General features: G+C 58.7%; 19 protein-coding genes. 5 read left to right on the forward strand and 14 right to left on the reverse strand.

Features of this window, described 5'->3' with window-relative positions:
* Both tamB and tamA read right to left on the reverse strand, forming a co-directional pair.
* Positions 1-3816 (reverse strand): autotransporter assembly complex protein TamB, encoded by a 3816-nt coding sequence (tamB, locus tag ACL2XN_RS13655; protein ID WP_413728893.1) that lies wholly within the window; start codon positions 3814-3816, stop codon positions 1-3.
* Positions 3813-5549 carry an autotransporter assembly complex protein TamA gene (gene tamA / locus ACL2XN_RS13660; protein ID WP_410016536.1) on the reverse strand — a complete coding sequence of 579 codons (1737 nt, stop codon included), beginning with the start codon at positions 5547-5549 and terminating at the stop codon, positions 3813-3815. The genes tamB and tamA overlap by 4 nt, the downstream gene beginning before the upstream one ends.
* 229 nt (positions 5550-5778) lie before the next feature.
* On the opposite strand from tamA, the gene msrA reads away from it, so the two are divergent.
* Both msrA and ACL2XN_RS13670 read left to right on the forward strand, forming a co-directional pair.
* Positions 5779-6420, forward strand: coding sequence for a peptide-methionine (S)-S-oxide reductase MsrA (gene msrA / locus ACL2XN_RS13665; RefSeq protein WP_410016537.1), 642 nt, complete (start codon positions 5779-5781; stop codon positions 6418-6420).
* 289 nt (positions 6421-6709) lie between these two features.
* Positions 6710-8041, forward strand: a complete 1332-nt coding sequence (locus ACL2XN_RS13670) for a hemolysin family protein (protein ID WP_410016538.1) — start codon at positions 6710-6712, stop codon at positions 8039-8041.
* Positions 8042-8158: 117 nt separating this feature from the next.
* On the opposite strand, the gene ACL2XN_RS13675 is transcribed toward ACL2XN_RS13670, so the two are convergent.
* Complete coding sequence (locus tag ACL2XN_RS13675; protein WP_162364102.1) at positions 8159-8365, reverse strand: DUF1107 domain-containing protein; 207 nt, start codon at positions 8363-8365, stop codon at positions 8159-8161.
* Between the two features lie 297 nt (positions 8366-8662).
* Between ACL2XN_RS13675 and ACL2XN_RS13680 the strand changes: the two genes are divergently transcribed.
* Positions 8663-9232: a YtfJ family protein gene (locus ACL2XN_RS13680; protein ID WP_413728894.1), complete on the forward strand. Its 570-nt coding sequence runs from the start codon at positions 8663-8665 to the stop codon at positions 9230-9232.
* Positions 9233-9239: 7 nt separating this feature from the next.
* On the opposite strand, the gene cysQ is transcribed toward ACL2XN_RS13680, so the two are convergent.
* Positions 9240-9986 carry a 3'(2'),5'-bisphosphate nucleotidase CysQ gene (gene cysQ / locus ACL2XN_RS13685; RefSeq protein WP_413728895.1) on the reverse strand — a complete coding sequence of 249 codons (747 nt, stop codon included), beginning with the start codon at positions 9984-9986 and terminating at the stop codon, positions 9240-9242.
* A 120-nt stretch (positions 9987-10106) separates the two neighbouring features.
* A complete protein-coding gene (locus ACL2XN_RS13690; RefSeq protein WP_410016541.1) occupies positions 10107-10727 on the reverse strand; it encodes a peptidylprolyl isomerase in 621 nt (206 codons plus the stop codon).
* Between the two features lie 203 nt (positions 10728-10930).
* Between ACL2XN_RS13690 and ACL2XN_RS13695 the strand changes: the two genes are divergently transcribed.
* Positions 10931-11581, forward strand: coding sequence for a LysM-like peptidoglycan-binding domain-containing protein (locus tag ACL2XN_RS13695; protein WP_413728896.1), 651 nt, complete (start codon positions 10931-10933; stop codon positions 11579-11581).
* Positions 11582-11731: 150 nt separating this feature from the next.
* On the opposite strand, the gene rplI is transcribed toward ACL2XN_RS13695, so the two are convergent.
* From rplI to yjfP, 5 genes are all read right to left on the reverse strand, one after another.
* Positions 11732-12184: a 50S ribosomal protein L9 gene (rplI, locus tag ACL2XN_RS13700; protein WP_410016543.1), complete on the reverse strand. Its 453-nt coding sequence runs from the start codon at positions 12182-12184 to the stop codon at positions 11732-11734.
* Between the two features lie 38 nt (positions 12185-12222).
* Positions 12223-12450, reverse strand: a complete 228-nt coding sequence (gene rpsR, locus ACL2XN_RS13705) for a 30S ribosomal protein S18 (RefSeq protein WP_048637617.1) — start codon at positions 12448-12450, stop codon at positions 12223-12225.
* 4 nt (positions 12451-12454) lie between these two features.
* On the reverse strand, positions 12455-12772 hold the full coding sequence (priB, locus tag ACL2XN_RS13710) for a primosomal replication protein N (RefSeq protein ID WP_331120002.1): 318 nt from the start codon (positions 12770-12772) through the stop codon (positions 12455-12457).
* A 6-nt stretch (positions 12773-12778) separates the two neighbouring features.
* On the reverse strand, positions 12779-13174 hold the full coding sequence (gene rpsF, locus ACL2XN_RS13715) for a 30S ribosomal protein S6 (protein ID WP_162364108.1): 396 nt from the start codon (positions 13172-13174) through the stop codon (positions 12779-12781).
* Positions 13175-13625: 451 nt separating this feature from the next.
* Positions 13626-14372 (reverse strand): esterase, encoded by a 747-nt coding sequence (yjfP, locus tag ACL2XN_RS13720; protein ID WP_413728897.1) that lies wholly within the window; start codon positions 14370-14372, stop codon positions 13626-13628.
* A 72-nt stretch (positions 14373-14444) separates the two neighbouring features.
* Between yjfP and bsmA the strand changes: the two genes are divergently transcribed.
* Positions 14445-14750 carry a biofilm peroxide resistance protein BsmA gene (gene bsmA / locus ACL2XN_RS13725; protein ID WP_413727190.1) on the forward strand — a complete coding sequence of 102 codons (306 nt, stop codon included), beginning with the start codon at positions 14445-14447 and terminating at the stop codon, positions 14748-14750.
* Between the two features lie 70 nt (positions 14751-14820).
* On the opposite strand, the gene rlmB is transcribed toward bsmA, so the two are convergent.
* The 4 genes from rlmB to ACL2XN_RS13745 all read right to left on the reverse strand — a co-directional run bounded on the left by rlmB (position 14821) and on the right by ACL2XN_RS13745 (position 20157).
* Complete coding sequence (gene rlmB / locus ACL2XN_RS13730) at positions 14821-15558, reverse strand: 23S rRNA (guanosine(2251)-2'-O)-methyltransferase RlmB (protein WP_410016546.1); 738 nt, start codon at positions 15556-15558, stop codon at positions 14821-14823.
* Between the two features lie 82 nt (positions 15559-15640).
* Positions 15641-18148, reverse strand: coding sequence for a ribonuclease R (gene rnr / locus ACL2XN_RS13735; RefSeq protein WP_410016547.1), 2508 nt, complete (start codon positions 18146-18148; stop codon positions 15641-15643).
* 409 nt (positions 18149-18557) lie between these two features.
* A complete protein-coding gene (locus ACL2XN_RS13740) occupies positions 18558-19856 on the reverse strand; it encodes an adenylosuccinate synthase (protein ID WP_410012151.1) in 1299 nt (432 codons plus the stop codon).
* A 100-nt stretch (positions 19857-19956) separates the two neighbouring features.
* Positions 19957-20157 (reverse strand): DUF2065 family protein, encoded by a 201-nt coding sequence (locus tag ACL2XN_RS13745; RefSeq protein WP_410012152.1) that lies wholly within the window; start codon positions 20155-20157, stop codon positions 19957-19959.
* Positions 20158-20278: the final 121 nt, after the last annotated feature.

A 20278-nucleotide genomic window follows, 5' to 3' on the forward strand; every position in this document is an offset into this window, starting at 1 on the left:
TTAAAACTCAAACTGATAGAGCAAGTCCAATGCCTGATCGAGACCAGACACGGCTTCCAGATAAAGTCTCGGCATTAAACGGTAACGTAACGTTAACGTTGCCAATGAATCAAAAATACCGACCCCATATTTAACTTGCAAGCCGGGTGCAACATAACCACTGACCACGACCTGGGACTCGTCGCCGACACCTTGCGTATCCAGGGTTAAATTACTTACCCCGAACGCTGCGCCGATTTTACCCACAAGTTGCCCACTTTGCGCAACCCCCATCCCGATTAACATCGACGTCATCGCGCTGCTGTCGGCGCCGGGCGTATTAAGCCCCTGGCCCCGCAGCAGGTAAGACAGCGCCTCCTGCTGCGATTTCACCGGTTCGGTGAACACCTCAAGCCGTGGCTGATCCGCCATGCCGGTCACCCTGACGCCGGCGATCACACCATCCGCCGTGTTATCCGGGTTACGAATGGCCTCAACGTTCAGCAGCGGCTGATCCGGCGGACCGGCGAACATCAATTGCCCGCGCCGGACGCTCAAATCCTGCCCATAGGCCCGGAAACGGCCGTACGGGATATTGATCTGGCCGTTCAGGCCCAGGCCCTGCTTATCCTGGATCATTTTCAGATCGCCCTCCAGCCGCGCCTTCAGTCCGAAGGCATCCAGCCGCACATCGCGGCCGACATGGATAACCAGGTTGCTGTTGATAACCGTGTTGACCTTTGCCTGTTCCACCGGGCGCAGCTGCTTATCGAGGATCACTTCGTCGGGCGACACGCCCACCGCGCTCGGCGGCAATTCCTTCACCTCGATCCGCGCCCAGGGTATATCGACCCGGCCGTTAAGGGTAAAGACCTGCGGCGCGGCCTCCAACACAATATCAGGTGAGACATCCATGCGCACCATGGGCGGCACGGTAATTCTTATCCCGGAGCCCTGGGCGGCAATCCGCGCGCGCCAGGCGCTGATATTGCTCCAGTCGGCGCTGCCGCCAAGGTTAAGCTGTCCATGGGTGGTGTGGATAACCCCTTGCAGCGTCGAACTGGTGCCGTTGAACACCATCGCCAGACGGCTTTCATTCATGGCAAACGGCATCCAGTTGCCGCGCATCAGCAGCCGGTCCAGGCCCAATTGCCCATACAGCTGCGGCCGGGCGACGCTGCCGCCGACGCGCAGACGGGCGTCCAGGATGCCGGCGGCGCTTTCTCCCCGCGACAAAATGGGGTTAAGGACAGACAGCGACAGCCGGCTGATAGTGACGTCGCCGGAAAGCGTGCGCCGCCCCTGGGGATCGGCCACCGCCACCTGGCCGGTAAACTGGCCGTTGCCGGCGATGCCCACCTGCCAGTCAAGACGCGCGCGGTCGTGATCCAGGCCGGCGTTGAGATTTAACGTCTCGAAGGCTACCGGCAACGCATTGCCCTGGACATTTTGTACCACCTTTACCCCCTTGCCCACCAGGGCGATTCGCGCCTGGGGCAATCCGCCGCCCGGTTGCCAGCTCACCTCCGCCCGGCCGGTAAACAGGCCGCTCAGCGCGGTGTCCGCCGGCAGGAAGGGACGGATCATCGCCAGGTCGAAACGCTCGAGCACCACCGCGGCCCGGCCGCCGGCGCCGGCGTCGATGGCGGCGGGAACACAAAGCCGGGCGTTGGGATTCTGCCAGCAGTGGGGGCCGATAACGACGCGCTGCGCGCTACGCTGATAATCCAGCGTCATGGCGCGGGTTAACCGCCAGTCGCCCACCGGCGTGCCGATACGCGTCTGGGTCAGGGCGCCTTGCCAGCGCTGCCGCTGCCGATCATAGCCGCCGTTAAGCGATAGCTCGCCGGCAATCGGATCGCCCTGCAGATTCAGGCGCAGCTGGTGGCGGCGCTCGTCGCCGGTTACCGCCAGGGTAAGCTGGCGCACCAGCAGATTATCCTGCTGGAGTTGATCCAGGCGCAGGTTCAGGTCGCCGCGCACGATATCGCTAACGCGCAGATTGCCGGCCAGGGCGATGCGACGCACGGCCAGGGACTGCCAGCGCAGTCCGACGGCGTTAAGATCCATGTTGACCTGCGGCGTCTGCCGCTCGCCCCGTACCGTGAACCGGCCGCGGGCGGTGCCGGCCAAGCCGGGCAGGACGCCGTTCAGGTTCGGCGCATCGAGCACGGCGTCGAGAGCCAGTTGCTGGTTTAAATCACCCTTGATATCCAAACTGTTGCGCCCCAGCGCCAGCCGGAGATCGGGAATATGCCACTGCCCGGCGGCGTTGCCGCTCAGGGAGCCGCGGGCGGTCACCGGGTTTTGTTTGATATTGCCGTTAAGCGTCAGTTCGGGGATACGCAGCTGCCAGCTGCCGCCGTGGATGCTGCCCCGGGTGGAAATCTTGCCCGCGAGCCGGGCCGGCCAATCGGGCCATTGCCGGGCGGTATTGATGCCGCTGAGCGTCAGTTCGCTCCGCCAGCTCACCGCATCGCTCCAGTCAATCACCGCCGTCAGATCGGTCGTTCCCTCCAGAGCCGCCACGCGCAGGCGCGTCAAGGTAAACTGCGTGGGATTGCCTTTCCCCTCAAGGGACAGATCCGCCGGCGGCAGGCCCTCGCCGCTGACGGCGCCCTGCATGGCAAGCGTATAATCCACCGCCTTGCCATCAACCTTCAGCGCCAGATCGCGCAGGCGATACTGCGGTTCGCCGGTCAACGGCCACTGCGCGCCAGGACTGGCGAACGTCACCTCCAGCGGCAGGCCGCTGTCGGCCAGGCGCAGGCCGGCATTGATTTGCGCCTTGACCGGCCCCGAAAAATTCAGGGCGGTATCCAGGCGATCGCGTAAACTGCCGCCGACCGTCAGCCTGATCCTCTCGCCCTTGACCGGATCGATATTCAGTTGGGTGTTAACGGTTAATTCCAGCGGCCATTGTCCCTCCAGGCGCGCCTTGCCGCTGGCGCTCAGCAAACCCTGCACGGCGTCGATGCGCAGGCGTTCCAGGGTGATCTCCCGATCCAGCGTCCGCCCCTGCATCAGGAAGCTTGTTACCTGGATATCGGTATCGCCGGTAAGCCGCAGGTCCGTACCGCGCAGTTCCTGCAGTTGGATATTGAGCGGCACCTGGATATCCGGCAATCCGGGCAACACGGGGGCGGCGAATAGCGCCTTTAAGGTTTCCGCCAAGGGCGGCGCCTGTGCCGCCGCCTTTTCGGCCGCCAGGCGGGCGGCGACGCGTCGTTGCTCATCGGTCTGGGCCACGGCGTCGATTGCCTGGTCGGCCAGCACCGCCGCCGCTTTCGGCAGGGCCACCAGCAGGCCATTAATCTCCGTGGGCGTGACGATAAGCGTATTGCCGCGAAAATCCATGCCGGTGTGGAACCTGTCCAGGGCGATGACCGTATGGTCGATTTGCACCCGCACCCCGTTGACGCTGAGATTACGCAGGATCAGCGGATAGGGGGTACTTATCGCCGTGGTGTCCTGCGCCGCGGCCGGGGCGTCCGGCTGGCCCGGCGCCAGCGCGGCGGTGTCAATCGCCACATCCACCCCGCTCAAGGCAAGATCGTTGACGCACAGCGCACTGTGCCGAAAGCAGGAGAAATCAAGCGCGAGATGCAGCTCGTTCGCGTTTACCGTCATGCCCGGCTGCTGATAGCGCACCCCCTTCAGCGTCAGATCGCGCCAGCCGCCGCTGACGCTGACGATGTCCAGTCCCGGCACCCAGCGCGCGGCGCCGTTCAGCAGCAGATGCAGGCCGCTGGTGGTGCCGATCAGATACGCCAGCGCGCCGAGCAGCAGTACGATAACGGTCAGGATGCCGAGGCCGATTTTTTTTGCAAGACTCATAGTTCTGTCCCTAATCCTATGTAGAACTGCAATCCATGTTCCTCGGGATCGCCTACGGGCGCGGCCACGTCCAGTTTGATCGGGCCTACCGGCGACTGCCATCTTACCCCGACGCCGGCGCCGGTTTTCAGGCTGGTCTGCCGGAAATCATTCACCGCCTGGCCGGTATCGATAAAGGTGGCTCCCCACCACCTGCCGGTCACATTGTATTGATACTCCAGGGAACCGGTGGCCAGCTTCGAGGCGCCGGTGAGCTTGCCATCCTCGTCGCGGGGAGATATGGCCCGGAACCGGTAGCCGCGGATGCTGCGATCGCCGCCGGCGAAAAAACGCAGGGACGGCGGCACGCGATCAAAATTATTGGTTTCGATCCAGCCCAGGTTATAGCGCGCCACGAAACGGTGTTTATCCGCCAGGGTGCGTACCCAGACGTTTTGCGCCTGCAGAATGAAAAAATCCACATCCGAGCCCCAGGTGGTATCGGACACGTCGATGGAATAACGCTGGGAGTCGCCCCAGGTGGGCATCAGCCCGCCGCGCTGCCGGGTACGGTTAACCGTGAAGCCGGGATAGAGCAGCATGGTGGTATCGGTGACATTGGCCTGGGTAAAATGGTCCAGGCTCCAGCGCAGGTTGACCGAGCGCTGCCAGCCGGAAGAAGAATCCCAGAAGCGCGCCACGTTGACCGTGGTGGCATCGGATTTGGTATCGTTAAGGTCTTCGCGCTTAAACCCGCTTTGCACCACATAATATTGCTCCAGCGGGCTTTTTTGCAGCGGGATTTTATAACTGAAATCCAGCGCCTGCTCGGGAGCGGATACGCTCAGCGTGGTCTGCAGGCTATGGCCCCGGTCGTTGAGCCAGGGCCGGTTCCAGGTGGTTCTGACCCGGGGCCCGACGTCGGAGGCAAATCCGACCCCGGTTTCGATAATATTGCGGCTGCGCGGCGTTACCACCGCGTCCAGCGGCAGGACCTTATTGGTTTTCCCGGCGCTGAAATCGGGCGAGACCACCACCGAGTTAAACCAGTTGGTGGCGGCAAGCTGGCGGTTAAGCTCCGCCAGCGAGACGGCGCTGTACTCGTCGCCCTCGCGGATAGCGGGAATATTCTGCAGGTAGTCCTCGCGGATTTGCGCGCCGTGAAAACGCACCTTGCCGAAGCGGTAACGCTGGCCGCTGTCAAAGATCACATCCCAGAACGCTTCGTGGCGTTCCGGCGATACGCCAAGCTGCCGCTTGGGGAAATCCGCGTCAAAATAACCGTTGCGTACCGCCAGGCCGGTCATGCCGCTGATAAAATTGGTGTAATCGCCATGATTGAGCACGCTGCCGATGGCCGGCCGGCTGCGCCGCACCAGGCCCAGGTAATCCCTATCGGTGCGCGCGTCGCCGCGCAGGCTGATGTTCACGCCGGCGATTTTCACCGGCTGGCCGGGCGCGACCTTGGCCAGCAGCACGGGCCGTCCGCCGTTGACCGCCGGGCGGAACTCAAAATCGATTTGCGGCGAGTAGTAGCCCAGGGCGCGCAGCCCTTCCCGCACCACGCCGTCGACGCGCGCCTGGAATCGCGCATCGGCCGTGATTTCATCCGCGCCGATGGTGGACAGGCGCGCGCGGACATTACGCTGCAATTCTCCCTCCAGTCCTTCCACCTGCAATCGCACGTTGGCGGCGTAGGACCATGGCGTAGCCAGTAGAATGCAAAACAGGCAAAGAAGGCGATTATTTGGCACGCTGGCTCCTGAATTTTCTTACTTTCCCGCGGGTGGATTCCTTACGCGCACAATCGCCGTCATATTTATTATTAAACGACCCTGGGGTTGTTTTTAGTCCTTTTACCCTAAAATACAGTCATAAGCTTACAGCTTAACGTAATATTGGCGTTTATTGTCTGTAAAGAAAGTGTACAAGACAACAGGCAATAGCCCATTATTTCGATAATCGTCTCAACAGGAGTCTATCGTGGCGCAGAATTTTGATAAAACCCAGCTTGTATCACAAAGCGAAGCCCTGCCGGGCCGCCTGACGCCGATGCCGGTGGCGACCACCCATGTGGTTAACGGCCATTCCATGACTCACGTTCCCGATCATATGGAGGTGGCGCTGTTCGCCATGGGATGTTATTGGGGCGTGGAGCGTTTGTTCTGGCAGATCCCGGGGGTTTACAGCACGGCGGCGGGGTTTGCCGGCGGCTATACGCCGAACCCAACCTATCGCGAAGTCTGTACCGGCCAGACCGGCCATGCGGAAGCGGTGCGGGTGGTGTTTGACCCGGCAATCATCAGCTATCGCGAGCTGTTGCAGTATTTCTGGGAAAATCACGATCCGGCGCAGGGTATGCGCCAGGGCGGCGATATCGGTTCGCAATATCGCTCCGCGATTTTTGTGCTGACCCCGGAGCAGGAACGCGAGGCGCAGGCCAGCAAACAGCGTTTCCAGCAGGCGATGGAGCAGGCCGGCGATCGGCGCGCCATCACCACCGCCATCGAACCGGCCACGCCGTTCTACTATGCCGAGGACGAGCACCAGCAATATCTGCACAAAAATCCGCAGGGGTACTGTAATCTCGGCGGCATCGGGGTATGCATGCCGCCGCAGGCGTAATCTCGCCAGCGGGGCCTGTTGATAAACCGGCTCTGGCCAAGACGCCGGAACCCATCACGTTATTAATCTTAGCAGCCCCCAGGGGGCTGCTGTTATACTGTGCCCACTGTCGGTCGGGCAGTTGATGACGTCGCGTATCCGCAACGGGCTGACCATTGTCGCTGCAGGCTGCCCGCAGCCGTAAATGACGTTTCGGCTCCCCGTAACAGACTGAAATATGTTATCTTTAACCAACACGTTGCCCTTCAAAGGCGCGCTGGCATAACTGTCAGCCCGAAGTGGTCGAATTATGCTAAACAGTATCCTGCTTATCCTGCTATTAATCGCGGTGAGCGCATTTTTTTCCGTATCGGAAATCTCCCTCGCCGCTTCGCGCAAAATTAAACTCAAGCTGATGGCGGATGAAGGGAATATCAACGCCAAACGCGTGCTTAAGCTCCAGGAGACGCCCGGCATCTTCTTTACCGTCATCCAAATCGGCCTGAACGCGGTGGCTATCCTCGGCGGTATCGTGGGCGATGCGGCGTTCTCACCTTCCTTCGCCTCCATTCTTATTCGTTTTATGTCGCCGGAGATGGCCGATCAAATCAGTTTTATCTGTTCATTTACGCTGGTCACCAGCCTGTTTATCCTGTTCGCCGATTTAACCCCGAAACGCATCGGTATGATTTCACCGGAGGCTTGCGCCATCCGGATTATCAACCCGATGCGCTTCTGCCTGCTGGTTTTCCGCCCGCTGGTCTGGCTGTTTAACGGTTTGGCCAACGTCATTTTCCGCATGCTGAAGCTGCCGATGGTGCGCAAGGACGACATTACCTCCGATGATATCTACGCGGTGGTGGAGGCCGGCGCCCTGGCGGGCGTGCTGCGCAAGCAAGAGCATGAGCTCATCGAGAATGTGTTTGAGCTGGAGTCCCGCACGGTGCCCTCGTCCATGACGTCGCGCGAAAGCATCATTTATTTCGATTTGCGCGAGACCGAGGACAGTATAAAAGAAAAAATCTCAACGCATCCTCACTCAAAGTTTTTGGTCTGCGACGCCAACATTGACCATATTGTCGGTTATGTGGATTCGAAAGATTTGCTTAACCGCGTGCTGGGCAACCAAAGCCTGGCGTTGAACAGCGGCGTCCAGATCCGCTCGGCGCTGATCGTACCGGATACCCTGACCCTGTCGGAAGCGCTGGAAAGCTTCAAGACCGCGGGCGAGGACTTTGCGGTGATCCTTAACGAATACGCGCTGGTGGTGGGCATCATTACCCTTAACGACGTGATGACCACCCTGATGGGCGACCTGGTGGGACAGGGGCTGGAAGAGCAGATCGTTACCCGTGACGAGAATTCGTGGCTTATCGAGGGCGGCACGCCCATCGACGACGTGATGCGGGTGCTGCATATCGATGAGTTCCCGCAGGCGGGAAATTATGAAACCATCGGCGGGTTTATGATGTTCATGCTGCGCAAGATACCTAAACGTACTGATTTTGTGCGCTATGGCGGCTATAAATTCGAAGTGGTGGACATCGACAGCTATAAAATCGATCAGCTGCTGGTGACCCGTATTGAGGAAAAATCCACGCTGGTGCTGGCCAAGACGACGGACACCTCGCACGTTGCCTGAGGCGAAAGTCCGGTCCACGTCCCGCCGTTAGGCGCGATTTATCCTGCCCCCGGGCGCGCAGTCGCCGGGGGCAGGTCATTATCGTATTGCGGGCAGGGTAATCAGGAAAAGGGCCGGTCAGCCCATGTCGGACTGGAGCCGCATGACCTGCCGGTTGACTTCCGACATGACGTGGAAATGCTGCTTGTCGCGCACCTTCGGCAGCAAAATCTTGCCTTTATCAAATTCGAAGGCGCCGAAGCCTTTGATATAAATACGACCGCGGAATAAAGTCTTAACGTAGGTTGCTACCTTGATAGCGTTATAGCGATGGAAGATTCTCATTTTTTTACTCAACTCCCGTTATTTTTCTCGTCCTGCCGTTGCGTTGTTAAACCCGGCAAGGGAACTCACACTAGCACTTTATAAGAGTCTTCATATGTGCTTAAGTTCACGCAACAACAGAACACTGAGCTGCTTTTACACAATTTGACAGAATGCTATAAAAGCCCTATCTATTACAGCAGTACTAATATGCTGAAAACGCATTAGCTTGGTCATCCGGCGCAATACGGCGATCGGGGTGGTAACCCCCTCGCCCGGCGCCGATCCGGGCCTCCCTTCGCTTAAAGGAGCCGCATCATGCGCTGCCCGTTAATCGTATTACTCCTGGCATGGCCGCTATCCTGCGGCGCCCTTGCCCATAGCCTGGTTATCGGCAAGACCCTACCTAAGGTGGCGGTCGCCGAACAAGGCGAATTGCTGCTCCAGAAAGAGAAGTTTAGCTATAAATTCTGGGATAGCTCGCAGCTCGCGGGAAAAATCAGACTGGTGCAACATATTGCCGCCCAATCCTCCGCCAGCGAGATGAACGCCGCGATGATTGAAGCGCTCAAGAAAACCAACTTACCGGCAAAATATTACCAAACGACGACAATCATCAACGAAAACGACGCCGTCTTCGGCAGCGGGCCCTCGTTCGCCCGCAACTGGGTGGAAAATCACAAGACCATTTATCCCGGCTCCCAGTTTATTCTGGATGCCCATGGCAATGTACTGCAGGCGTGGCATCTGCAGCCGAAAAGCTCGGCGATCATGGTATTGGATGCCCAGGGGCGGGTACGGTATGCCAAGGAGGGCGCGCTGTCGTTTGCCGAGATACAGCAGGTCACCACGCTGCTGCGCCGCCTGTTGCCAGGCGGCGCGCATTAAGGCCGGTTCAGAACAACGACACCCTGAAACCCGGATTCAGAAAGGATTCGCGGGGATGGTAATCCAACGTGCGGCCGGTCCAGTCGTTGACCAGCGCGCCGGCGGCGGCGGCCACCGCATGGCCGGCGGCGGTATCCCAGACGCTGGTCGGTCCGAAGCGGGGATAAAGCTGCGCGCTGCCTTCCGCCACCAGGCAAAATTTCAGCGAGGAGCCGATGGTCACCGTTTGATGCTCGCCCAGTTGGGCCAGATAATCCTGTAATTCGCTATCGTCGCTGTGCGAACGGCTGATGACCACCAGCGGGGGCCGGGCCTCCTTGCAGTGGATGGCCAGCCGTTCGCCGTCAGGCGTTATCTTCCAGGCATTGCCGGCGTCGGCGGCGTAAAGAATATCGGTGACCGGGGCATACACCACGCCCATTACCGGCTGGCCGTCTTCGATCAAGGCAATATTCACCGTGAACTCGCCGTTGCGCCGCAAAAACTCCTTGGTGCCGTCCAACGGGTCCACCAGCCAGAAGCGGGTCCAGCCGCGGCGCACGTCCCACGCCGGCGGGTCCTCTTCGGACAGAATGGGAATATCGGACGCCAGCGCCTTCAGTCCGGCGACAATAACCCGATGCGCCGCCAGATCGGCGGCGGTGAGCGGTGAATCGTCGGTTTTATGGGTCAGCTCGACGGGCGCACCGCCATCGTAGACCCGCATAATCGCAGCGCCCGCCTCACGCGAGAGCCGGCTAATCTGTTCAATCATGTCTCACCCCTGGATCATTACATCATATTCACCAGACTAGCTTTTTTTCACAAAATAGCCATCGGAATAATCTAGCGGCGGGTGTCGGCGGCGGGGCGCGCCAAACGCGCCCCGCGGGGATCAGAGGATTTCCAGCAGCTCGACTTCGAAGATCAGCGCGCTGAACGGCGGTATGGACGCGCCGGCGCCGCGCTCGCCGTAGGCCAGGTTGTGCGGAATGTACAATTCCCACTTCGAGCCGACCGGCATCAGCGTCAGGGCTTCTATCCAGCCGGGAATAACCCCGTTAACCGGAAACTCCGCCGGCTGGCCGCGCTGTACCGAACTGTCGAATACCGTGCCGTCCAGCAAACGCCCGGTATAATGGACGCTCACGCGGTCCTGGCGGCTCGGTATGGCGCCGTCGCCCTGCGCCAGGACCTTAAACTGCAAACCGGACTCCGTCTGGCGCACGCCCTCTTCCTTGGCATTGGCGTCCAGGAATTGCTGTCCCGCCACCGCCAGATGCTGCTGGCGATCGAGACGAACCGCGTCCGCGCGTTCATGGATAATGCGCAGGGCGCGGTGGATGGCGTCAACCGGCACCGCCGGGGAATTGCCGGCCAGCGCATCGCTCAGCCCGGCCAGCAGGGCCTCGGGCAGCAAGCCTTCCAGTCCCGACTCCTGCAACTGCTGGCCCACTTGTAAACCAATGCCGTAACTGGCCTGGGCTTCCACGCTGTCTAAAGAAGGTACGCTCATGTTTTTTCCTTGAAATGGTAAAAAGCGAAAGGCGCAGCATAACAGCGCAGGCGTTTGGGGTAAAATCCTCTATGATGAATATGAGTCCTGCATCGGGCAGGCAGGCTTCTTGCTTACCGGTCAATTAAGCTATGGAGGTTCCCTGTGCGCCGCTTTATACTCGCGAGGGTTACAACAGGTAAACCATTGCAAGAGAGGTTATCATGGGCAGAATTTCGCCCGGGAAAAACAAAACCCCACGTTTTTCCCCGTTGGGTTACGGCGGATTCAAATGGAAGTGGCCTCTGCGTCTGCTGCCCGATGATGATTCCAACGCATCAGGCCGGCCAATGCTGACCCTGCTGAAAAGAGTATGGCACTTACCCGACGGTTTCCAGTGGATGGGTCCGTTACCGCCGCTGCATCGCCGTCTGGTGCTGATTGCCGCGTTGATTATCGCGGCGGCGATACTTTGGCCCTATTCGCCCTCGACGGATACCACGCCCGCCCCCGGTGCGAAAACCGCGGCCAATGGCCAGGGAACGGTTATCCAGGCGGAGCTGGTGGACAATAACCGGTCCGCCGCCCCGGCCCCGGCGCCCGCCGCCGGCGACGGCCAGCTGCATCGCTATCGCATCGTCGAGGGCCAGACGCTGGCGCAATTGTTTCGCGAGCATAATCTGCCGGTAGGGGATGTATTCGCGATGGCGCAGGCGGAAGGCGACGACAAACCGCTTAGCAGCTTGCAGGCGGGTCAGCAGGTGGAAATCCAGCAGAATGCCCAGGGTGTCGTGCAGACGCTGACGATTGAAACCAGCGCCAACAGCCGCATACGTTTTGTCAGGCAGGCCGACGGCAGTTACCTGCGTCATTAAACGCGGGCCTTAACCCCGGCCAGGCTACCCTTCCCCATGAACGCGCAGAAATTCGCCCCCGGCAGTTGACCGCCCATGGCGCGTTCTCCGGGCGCCAGACAGCAAAACGCCGGCATAAGCCGGCGTTTTATCAATCGCTTAATCTTTCGATTAGGCTTCAGCCACCACGATAACATTCAGGGTAGCGAAAACTTCGCTGTGAACCTGGATGCTGACATCATGGTCGCCGATGGTGCGCAGCACACCGTTAGGCAGGCGCACTTCACTTTTGGCGACGTTGACGCCGGCAGCGGTGATGGCGTCGGCGATGTCGCGCGTACCGATAGAACCGAACAGTTTACCTTCGTCGCCTGCTTTAGACGCAACGGTAACACTTCCCAGTTCAGTGATTTTATCGGCGCGAGCCTGGGCCGCGGCCTGAACTTCAGACAGCTTGGCTTCCAGCTCAGCACGACGCTCTTCAAAATACTCAACGTTTTTCTTGGTGGCCGGAACGGCTTTACCTTGCGGTACCAAGTAGTTACGGGCATAACCCGCTTTAACGTTAACTTGTTCGCCTAAGCTACCCAGGTTGGCAACTTTATCAAGCAGAATAACTTGCATTACCTTATCCTCTCAAAGTCTTAGTGGACAGTGACCGATTACTGATGACGATCAGTGTACGGCAACAGAGACAGGTAGCGCGCGCGTTTGATCGCACGGGCCAACTGGCGTTGGTATTTGGCACGAGTACCGGTGATACGGCTCGGGACAATTTTACCGCTTTCGGTGATGTAGTTTTTCAGCGTAGCGATGTCTTTATAGTCAATCTCAATAACGCCTTCCGCGGTGAAACGGCAGAATTTGCGACGACGGAAATAACGTGCCATTTGGCTAGTCTCCAGAATCTATCAATTCAATCTGCTCGGCATGCAGGACCATTTTATTCAGCCCATTGCGGCCTTGATGGCTGCAAATGAAACCGTGGATGGTGAGCTGCGTACCGACCGTTATACTGCGAGTAATCTCTTGCGATTGTTTTCCACTGACCACCACGGGCATACGGCACCATGCTTGCCGTGAAAAACCGGCTTCCTGTTGCTGCGAGCGGTGCTCAAGCACAAACTGGCAGTGAGGAATACCCGACGGACTGACCTTTCGAATGGGTGCCTTGCACACGGTGCCGGACAGCATCAGACGGTTCGCCGTCATCATCGATTACTCTTCAGAATCCCCAGCATCATTGTCATCGTTGGCTTCGGTGGCGAAATCTTCACGGCGATCGCGGCGTTCATCTTTTGCTTTGACCATCGGGGAGGCTTCGGAAACCGGATGTTTAACGCGCATGATCATGCTGCGAATAACGGCGTCGTTGAAGCGGAAGTTTGTTTCCAGCTCATCGATCACTTCCTGCGAGGCTTCTACGTTCAACAGAACATAGTGGGCTTTGTGCAGTTTATTGATCGGGTAAGCCAGTTGACGGCGGCCCCAGTCTTCCAGACGATGAATGATGCCCTGCGCGTTGGTGATAACACCGGTATAACGCTCGATCATTCCTGGAACCTGTTCGCTTTGGTCAGGATGAACCATAAAAACGATTTCGTAATGACGCATACAGAATTGCTCCTTACGGATTATTCAGCCTCCTGTCAGGGTCAACCGCGGCCCATGGAAGCAAGGAACGTGATAATTGTGCGGCTGAAAAATGACGCGCAATCTTACATTTATGCGGCGGCAAATACAAGGACCGATGCGCAGGGAAAGCGGCGGTGAACGGGCACAGTTATATAGAAAAGCATTAATTAGCAAAAAAACTATTCAATATGTATGTTTTTTGTTCAAAAAAACTGATTTATTCAATCAATAAAGTGTTATTTCCCTCCCCTGCGCGCTGGCATATACTGTTTAATAATAAATCACTGGCGACGGTGAACAGTCGCCGGCGCCGCCGGGATAAGGCGGCGATAGAATCCCCAACACCAGGGAATCATCAATAATTATAAAGTAAGTTTATTTTAGCCCCCCTGTGGGGCTTTTTTATTGGCCGTCGACGCTGGATGCCGGGTCAAAGGTGCCGCCCGAAAAACGTCACGGCGGCGGACAGCGCGGTTACCGTAATTTTATGGCCGATGCCGGGTTCGGTGAGGTATGTCGCCTGATGAGGCCCACGCGCCTCCAGCGCCTGGTACAGGCGGCGGCTTTCCGTGGCCGGGACCAGTGGGTCGGCTTCGCCATGCCAAATCAACAGCGGCCGGTTTGCCAGCTTCTCGAGCTGATGGAAGACTTCGTAGCCGGCCAGGGGGGCCATCTGGCGCTCAAACTCTTTTTGCCCGGCGCTTGACGTTAGCGCCACGGGCGGGAACAGGGTTTTCGCCAGCCGCAGATAATCTCCCGAGCCCATAAAGTCCGCCGCCACGCGCAGCCATTCATAGCGCGCCATAGCGCCCAGCGCGGTCATGCCGCCCATGGACGCGCCGCATACGCCGATGCGCCCGTCATCGATAAGCCCCCGCTGCTGGTAATGTGTTTTCATGGCGGGCATCTCGTCGATATTAGCGCGTAGAATTGCCCAAAAATGGGCCAGGCGCCGCTGCTCGTCGCCGTCAAACCGCGCGCCGTGCATGGCGGCATCCGGGAGGATAACGCGAAATCCGGCCTTTGCCAGGGCATAACCAAAATAGCTGTATACCTCTTTTGACGAGGTATAGCCGTGGTAAAAGAAAATTGTCGGCAGCGGCAGCGGGTATCCCCCCGCCGGCACCGCATGGATGACGTCGATACCGCCGACGGACTCCTGATGCATTTCAACCATATTGCCCCCCCTTCGCATTATTCTTTTATACTATCTCTATCTCACTGCGTTGTTTTTTTATGGCCGACATTGATGAAACCACTTTACCCTATAATCCTGCTCCTGAGCATGCTGACGGCGGGCTGCAGCGTGCTTGAAGGCAAGCCGGTCCCGCCGCCTGCGCCCACTGCCCAGGCGCAGGAAATCAGCCGCAATCAGGCCGGCACCTTGACCAAAATAGGCCGGATCGCCGTCGAGGAACGCGGCAGCCCGATGGATGCCGAAGCTGCGCTGCGCGCGCAGGCCAATGCCCGCCAGGCCCGCTATTATCAGATCATTATGCTGTCGGAAGACGTTATCGCCGGCATCTGGCGCGGCGAGGCCATTTTATATCGTTAAGCGGGAAGGGTCATGGCGCCGGACGCTCGCCGCCAGCCACGTTGTCCGGCGCCGGCGGCGGCAGGCCCATTCAGGGAAGCTGGCGCTGGCGCACGGCCTCAAACAGGCAAACGCCCGCCGCCACGGAAACATTAAGCGACGAGACCGAGCCCGCCATCGGGATACCGATCAGCTCATCGCAGTGCTCGCGGGTCAGGCGGCGCATGCCCTCGCCTTCCGCGCCCATGACCAGCGCCAGCGGGCCGGTCAGCTTGCTTTGATACAGATGATGATCCGCCTCGCCCGCGGTGCCGACGATCCAGACGTTGTGTTCCTTCAACATGCGCAGGGTGCGCGCCAGGTTGGTGACGCGAATCAGCGGTACGGTTTCCGCCGCGCCGCTGGCCACTTTCTTGGCGGTGGCGTTGAGCTGCGCCGAACGATCGCGCGGCACGATAACCGCATGTACGCCGGCGGCATCGGCGCTGCGCAGGCAGGCGCCGAGGTTATGCGGGTCGGTAATCCCGTCCAGCACCAGCAGGAAAGGCGCGGCATGCTGTGCCAGCAGCCCCTCCAGATCATTTTCCTGCAGTTGGCGCCCTTCCTGCACCCTTGCCACTATGCCCTGGTGCACCGCCCCTTCCGCGGCCTCATCCAGCCATTGGCGATTGGCCACCTGGATGACGATACCGTTGGCTTCCAGCGCCACCACCAGCTCATGCAGGCGGCGATCGTCGCGGCCCTTCATGATATACACATCGAGAAAACGCTGCGGATCGCGTTCCAGTAAAGCTTTAACGGCATGAATACCGTAAATGATTTCGCTCATGTTGCTCTTTTATCACCGAATGGGCCGTAACGGCCCATGGATTAAGGTCTGCCGGCGGTCGCCGGCACGCTGGCGCCCGGACTTATTGCTGGTCCGGCTTGCTTTCCGCGCCGCTTTTTTTCCTGCTGCGACGTGGTTTGCTGGCCGACGGCTTTTTAGGCGGGTTATCACCGGTGGCGGCGTCCGACGCGCCTGCGCTGGCCGCCCTGGACGGCGCGCTTTTAGGTTTGCTCCCTTTGCCATCGTTCGGCCGAAAGGCGCTGTCCGGTTCGAAGTTACCCGCCTTTGGGCCGGAGCGGCGGCGGCGCGGCGGCTTGCCGTCGCTACCGGTGCCGCCAGTGGCGCCGCGTGCGGCCTGCTGTGTGCGCACACGTTCGGTTTTACCCGCGCCTCTGGGCTGCCGCTTGCTGGAGATCAGGGAGAAATCGATTTTACGCTCATCCATATGGACCGCCTCAACCTTGATTTCCACCACGTCGCCGAGGCGATAGACCCGTCCGCCCGACTCGCCAATCAAGCGCTGGCCGATATTGTCATAGCGGTAATAATCGTTATCCAGGGTTGAAACGTGCACCAGGCCGTCGATAAACAAATCATTCAGACGCACAAAAAAGCCAAAGCCGGTGACGCTTGCGATAATGCCGCTGAAGGTCTGGCCGACGTGATCCTGCATAAAGTCACATTTCAGCCAATCGGCCACATCGCGGGTCGCTTCGTCGGCCCGCCGCTCGTTCATGGAGCTTTGCTGGCCCAACTGCAGCATTTCCGCCATTTCGGCATGCCAGCCGCCGGTAGGGGTGGACCGGCCTTTGGCCTCGCCTTCCTGCTTCGCCAGCAGATATTTAATACTGCGGTGCAAAGACAGATCCGGATAACGGCGGATGGGCGAGGTAAAGTGCGCGTAAGCCTGCAGCGCCAGACCGAAGTGACCACGGTTTTCCGGGTCGTAAATCGCCTGTTTCATCGAGCGCAGCAGCATGGTTTGCAGCATCTCGTGATCCGGACGCGTGGAGACGATATTCATCATCTCGGCGTAGTCTTTCGGCTCCGGTTTAATCCCGCCGCCCAGCGTCAGGCCCAGTTCGGCCAATACGGTGCGCAGCGCGGTGATATGATCGTTGCTGGGACGGTCATGCACCCGGTACAGCGCCGGCTCGTCGTTTTTCTCGACAAAACGCGCGGCGGCGATATTGGCCAGGATCATGCATTCTTCAATCAGTTTGTGCGCGTCGTTGCGCTTCACCGGTTCGATGCGATCGATGCGGCGCTCGGCGTTAAAGATAAACTTGGCTTCGTCGGTTTCAAACGAGATGCCGCCGCGCTGTACCCTGGCCTGTTCCAGCGTCTGGTACATTTCATGCAGCGTTTGGATCGGCTTGACCAGCGGATGGTAGTGCTCGCGCAGTTCCCGATCGCCCTGCAGGATCTGCCATACCTTGGTATAGGTCAGCCGCGCATGGGAATTCATCACCGCCTCGTAAAATTTATAGGAGGAGAGCCGTCCCTGCGCGGAGATGGTCATTTCGCAGACCATGCATAAACGGTCCACCTGCGGATTCAGGGAACACAGGCCGTTGGAGAGTTTTTCCGGCAGCATCGGGATGACCTGCGACGGAAAATACACCGACGTGCCGCGACCGCGCGCCTCATTGTCCAGCGGCGTATTGGGACGGACGTAATAACTGACGTCGGCGATGGCCACCCACAGACGCCATCCGCCGCCGCGTTTCTTTTCGGCGAACACGGCGTCATCGAAATCGCGGGCATCCTCGCCGTCGATGGTCATCAGCGGCAGGCTCCGGAGATCCACCCGCCCGCGTTTTGCCGCCTCGGGCACCTCTTCCTTCAGCTCCGCGACCTGGCTTTCCACTTCCGGCGGCCAGACATAGGGAATATCATGGGTACGCAAGGCGATATCCACCGCCATGCTGGTACCCATATTGTCGCCCAGCACCTCCACCACCTTGCCGACCGCCTTGGTGCGCCGCGTTGGGCGCTGGGTCAGTTCGACCACCACCACAAAACCCATGCGAGCGCCGCCGGTGCTTTCCGGCGGGATCAGGATATCAAAACTCAACCGGCTGTCGTCGGGCACCACAAAGGCGCTGCCGGCGTCGGTAAAATAGCGGCCGACAATCTGGCTGGTCTTGGGCACCAGCACGCGCACAATGCGCGCTTCGCGCCGGCCTTTACGATCGGACACCAGGGGCTGCGCCATTACCACGTCGCCATGAATGGCCATTTTCATCTGTTCCGCGGACAGGTAAAAATCGTCTTTGCTGCCTTCCACTCGTAAAAAACCAAAACCATCGCGATGGCCGATAACCGTGCCACGCAGCAAATCCAGGCGTTCAGGCAGCGCATAGCACTGCCGGCGGGTAAAAATCAGCTGGCCGTCGCGCTCCATGGCGCGCAGGCGGCGGCGCAGGCCTTCAACCTGGTCTTCGCCGGTAATGCCCAAATCCTGCGCCAACTCTTCGCGACTGACGGGCGTTTCCCGTTTGGCCAGGTGCGCCAGGATAAACTCCCGGCTGGGGATGGGAAATTCGTATTTTTCTGCCTCTCGTTCGAGAAAGGGATCTTGTGACATGCGCTACCTCCATTGTCCAAAACAGGTTGCTGTGCCGATATCATTCAACAAGCAATAATGTGTAGAGCGGCGGATTTCCTGTTTTAAACAGCTGGCTGGGACGATTCGACCACGTTCCGCACAACATCCACGCTATATCCGCACTACAACAGATCAATATTATTGATCGGGGTTTACGTCCTGCTAACCGCACTTCTGCTATCCCTAACAGCGGGCATGGCGACAAGAGGACAGATAACAAGAAAACGATGGTAATAAGAGTAACCTTTAGGAACCAATCAGGCTATAAGACTTGTCAACTGCTGGGGAGGAGACAGGGGCTACCGACGGGCTAACTTATTAATAATAAATATAAAACCGGGCAATGCCCGGTTTGTTACATTTTTTGGCTTTTACGATTTAACCGCGATCACGCGTCAAAAGGATCACGTAAAATCATGGTTTCCGTGCGATCCGGACCGGTAGAGATAATATCAACCGGTACGCCGGTGACTTCCTCGACACGGCGAATATAACGCCTGGCCGCTTCCGGCAGCTTATCAAACTCTTTTACGCCGAAGGTGGATTCGCTCCATCCCGGCAGGCTTTCATAGATAGGTTCGATACCTTCCCATCCTTCGGCCGCCAGCGGGGTGGTCTTAAGTTCGCGGCCATCCGGCATGCGGTAGGCAATGCAGATTTTCACTTCCTTCAGGCCGTCAAGCACATCAAGCTTGGTCATGCAGAAACCGGAAAGAGAGTTAATCAGCACCGCGCGGCGCACCGCAACCGCGTCCAGCCAGCCGGTACGGCGGCGGCGGCCGGTGGTCGCGCCGAATTCGTTGCCTTTGGTGCAAAGGTATTCGCCGACGTCATCGAACAGCTCGGTGGGAAAGGGGCCTGCGCCGACACGCGTGGAATAGGCTTTAACAATGCCCAGCACGTAGTCTACATAACGCGGGCCGATACCCGAGCCGGTGGCAACGCCGCCCGCGGTGGTATTGGATGAGGTGACATACGGATAGGTACCGTGATCGATATCCAGCAAGGTGCCCTGGGCGCCTTCAAACATGATCAGCTCGCCGTTTTTACGGGCGGTGTCCAGCAGCTCGGACACATCAACCACCAGGCCGGTGAGGATATCGGCAACCGCGAGAACGTCGTCAAGGATGGTCTGGTAGTCCACCGCTTCCACTTTATAATAATTCACTAGTTGGAAGTTATGGTATTCAACAATTTCCTTAAGCTTGGCGGCGAAGGTGGTTTTGTTGAACAGATCGCCGACGCGCAGGCCGCGGCGCGCAACTTTATCTTCGTAGGCGGGGCCGATGCCGCGTCCCGTGGTGCCGATGGCTTTGTCGCCACGGGCTTTCTCACGCGCCATATCAAGAGCAACATGGTAGGAAAGGATCAGCGGGCAGGCTTCGGAGATCAGCAAACGTTCACGTACCGGTACGCCGCGCGCTTCAAGTTCGCCCATCTCTTTCATTAAGGCTTCCGGCGATAATACGACGCCGTTGGCAATGATGCTGGTTACGTTTTCACGCAAAATACCAGAGGGGATCAAATGAAGTACGGTTTTTTCACCGTTGATAACTAAAGTATGACCGGCATTGTGTCCGCCTTGGTAGCGAACCACATATTTTGCCCGTTCAGTCAGCAGGTCTACGACCTTGCCTTTACCTTCGTCACCCCATTGGGTGCCCAGTACGACAACGTTCTTACCCATCTCTCAATTCACCAGATTGCTTAAAAAAGGATTCTAACATCTCAGTCCCGGGCTTTCAGTACTTTTTAACCTCAGGCCGGACTGTTTTTTATCTGTGCGATCATCCTCCCATTCTGCTTCGCAACATGTAGTAGATTACACCGCCGGCCACCACTAGACCGCCGCCGAAGCGACGTAATAATTTATCCGGCAGCGTGGTCATGGCGCCGATCATTTTGCGCCAGGCGCCCGGAAACAGCAGAGGACCGAGGCCTTCCAGCACCAATACCAGCCCCAACGCCATCCATACAGTAGGATTCATGACGACCTCATAAAAAAAAGGCCCGTACAAACGGGCCCGTACTTGATAACAATACCGTGTTAACCCTGGCAGGAGCGCGCCAACACCCATCGCCAAGCAGGCGTGTTAAAGGGAGACCCCA

The sequence above is a fragment of the Sodalis sp. RH22 genome (assembly GCF_047324165.1).
Taxonomy (GTDB): domain Bacteria; phylum Pseudomonadota; class Gammaproteobacteria; order Enterobacterales; family Enterobacteriaceae; genus Acerihabitans.